3 protein-coding genes are annotated in these 2,479 nt (G+C 56.9%); 1 reads left to right on the forward strand and 2 read right to left on the reverse strand.

The features are described from left to right. Nucleotides 1-71 precede the first annotated feature (71 nt). The gene (locus GXX82_00515) at nt 72-884 is read left to right on the forward strand and encodes a zinc ribbon domain-containing protein (GenBank protein NLT21508.1); all 813 of its coding nucleotides are present in this window, start codon (nt 72-74) and stop codon (nt 882-884) included. 172 nt (nt 885-1,056) lie between these two features. Here GXX82_00515 and GXX82_00520 read toward each other — a convergent pair whose 3' ends face one another. Further along, entirely contained in the window at nt 1,057-1,614 is a 558-nt protein-coding gene (locus GXX82_00520) for an acetate uptake transporter (protein NLT21509.1), read from the reverse strand. 183 nt (nt 1,615-1,797) lie between these two features. Next, nucleotides 1,798-2,433, reverse strand: coding sequence for a LysE family translocator (locus GXX82_00525; protein ID NLT21510.1), 636 nt, complete (start codon nt 2,431-2,433; stop codon nt 1,798-1,800). Between the last annotated feature and the right edge of the window lie 46 nt (nt 2,434-2,479).

Consider the following 2,479-nt stretch of genomic DNA (forward strand, 5'->3'; position numbering starts at 1 on the left):
TGAAGCGTGAGGCTTGAAACCTGAGACTTGAAACCCTGTTTGCTCCCTGTCGGTTGACATGGTAGGTTAGGATGATGGGTGGTATCGAGGAAACCTGTTATGGCATTCTCGGCCTTCCCGAGGGGGCGTCGCGGGAGGAGGTGGAGGAGGCCTTCGGGCGCCTGAAGAGGGAATTCGAGGGCGACTGGGACAGGATCAGGGAGATCACCTGGGCTTACGAGACGCTGGCCGGGTCCCTGGGCGACCCGGTGAGAGAAGGAAATGGAAAAGCGTCGGTCGCCATAGCGATGGACGAGGATGGACCTGCTCTCATGCGTCTTCTCTTCCCTGCCCAGGTGAAGGTGAATCCCTTCTATTTCTGGGGAAGGTGCCTGGTGTTCGCGCTTCTTGTCGTTGCGGGCGTAAGGCTCATGGTCCACCTGCCATCCAGCGAACTGGCGGGCCATTCCTTTTTCCACAACATCAGCCTTCCCTTCCATGAGGCCGGGCACATTGTCTTTCGCATCCTCGGCGACTTCATGGGCGTGCTGGGAGGAAGCCTCATGCAGGTGCTCATACCCGTCATCTGTCTCGCCGCCTTTCTGAAACGGGGCGACGCCTTTGCCGCCTCCTTCGCGCTGTGGTGGACGGGACAGAATTTCATCGACATGGCCCCCTACATCAACGACGCCCGAGCTCAGCAGCTGATGCTCCTCGGCGGCGTGACGGGACAGGACGTCCCCGGATACCACGACTGGAACAACATCCTCGGGCGCCTTGGCCTGCTCAACCTCGACCACACTCTGGCCAACACGTCACACGTCTTCGGCTCCCTCATCATGACAGCCGCCTTCATCTGGGCAGCCATCATACTCTTCATGCAGTGGAAGAACAGGGACAGGTGAGAAGACGGTCTCAAGTCTCAAGTTTCAGGTTTCAGGTTTTAGGCCAAAAGCCAAAGAAACGCGCGTGAAGCTATACATACCGTGTGACAAATACGCCCCTCTGCCTTATCGGCTGGAGGGGCGTATTTCTTGCCTCTGCTTGAAACGTGAGACCTGAGACCTGAAACTGTCCTTACTTCTTTATCTCCCCTATGGGAAGGACGGTCCTTCCGTGCACCTCGTTCAAGACCTCGGCCATTGCCAGGTAGACGGCGGAGAGGCCGCAGATGATGCCTTCCCATCCGGCAAGGGTGCCGATGGCGGTACTGCCCGTCCAGTCACGGATGGCAAGAAGCCAGAAGAGGATGAAAAGGCTCAGGAACACGAACTGTATGCCCCTGTTCTTGCCCCACGTACCGAACCACATGAAGAAGGTGAACAGGCCCCACATGAAGAGGTACCATCCCATGAAGGATTCGGGGTTCCCGGGAAGTCCCTTGAAGACGAGAATGAATACGAGGGTCCACCAGAAAAGGCCGTACGACGTGAAGGCCGTTACGCCGAAGGTGTTTCCTTTCTTGTACTCCAGGATGCCAGCAATGATCTGGGCAAGGCCTCCGTAAAAGGCCCCCATCGCGAGGATCATCGATCCCACGGGGAAGAACCCCGCGTTGTGGATGTTCAGAAGCACGGTGGTCATACCGAATCCCATGAGGCCGAGTGGTGCGGGGTTAGCAAGCTTTTCTTCCATGACAAACTCCTCCTTATGATGGTCGATAGTTCACACCACCCCTTCAGGACAAACCCTATCTTTCCCTCTTTGCCTTATGCGTTTTGAAGACCCTTGAGCTTCCGGACGGAAACCCGTATTCACTATAGCACGTCGAGGGGTGCCTGTCATCACTTTTGCTTCGTGCGTGTCTCCACGGGACGGCTAATCGCGCGAAAGCGCTATCTTAATGCTCAGAAGGATGAGCACTCCCCCGAAGGCCCTGTTGAAATAACCCTGAAACCTCTCAAAAAAGGACCTCACGTGCCTCTCGTTGAGGAAAAGGGCCACGAAACCGAACCACAGCATGGTGTCCACCACCATGACAATGCCCGCGATGACGAGAATATGGCGGGGCGGGGGCGCGGCAGGAGATATGACGACCGTGAAAAGGCCGAGGAAAAAGAGCGTCGCCTTGGGGTTCAGGATGTTCGTGAAAAACCCCATGCGGACTGCCCTGAAGGGAGAGATGTCTTTCCTTTTCGTCACCACATCCGCCTCCATCCCGGGCTGCCGGCTGACGACCGACCGTATCCCTATGTACAGCAGATATGCCGCCCCCAGGTACTTGATCGTGCTGAAGACGAGGATGGATCGCGCGATGACGACGGCTATCCCGGCTATGCAGTAGGCAACGTGAACGGCCACGCCCAGCCCGAACCCGACAGCCGTGAATATCCCCGTCCTTCGCGAATAGGTCAGGGAATTGCGCACCGACATGGCAAGGTCCGGCCCCGGGCTCATGGCGCCGAGAAGGTGAACGAACGCGATCGTTCCGATGATGGCAAGGTTTTCGAGCATATCACCCTGTTGAAGATAATGACCAATGATCAAATTCCAATGACCA

Origin of the sequence: Syntrophorhabdus sp., from assembly GCA_012719415.1 — a bacterium.
GTDB lineage: Bacteria > Desulfobacterota > Syntrophorhabdia > Syntrophorhabdales > Syntrophorhabdaceae > Delta-02.

Bases quoted from the DNA above. Each gene is read 5' to 3' on its own strand.
- GXX82_00515 (NLT21508.1), top strand. From the start codon at position 72: ATGATGGGTGGTATCGAGGAAACCTGTTATGGCATTCTCGGCCTTCCC.
- GXX82_00520 (NLT21509.1), bottom strand. From the start codon at position 1,614: ATGGAAGAAAAGCTTGCTAACCCCGCACCACTCGGCCTCATGGGATTC.
- GXX82_00525 (NLT21510.1), bottom strand. From the start codon at position 2,433: ATGCTCGAAAACCTTGCCATCATCGGAACGATCGCGTTCGTTCACCTT.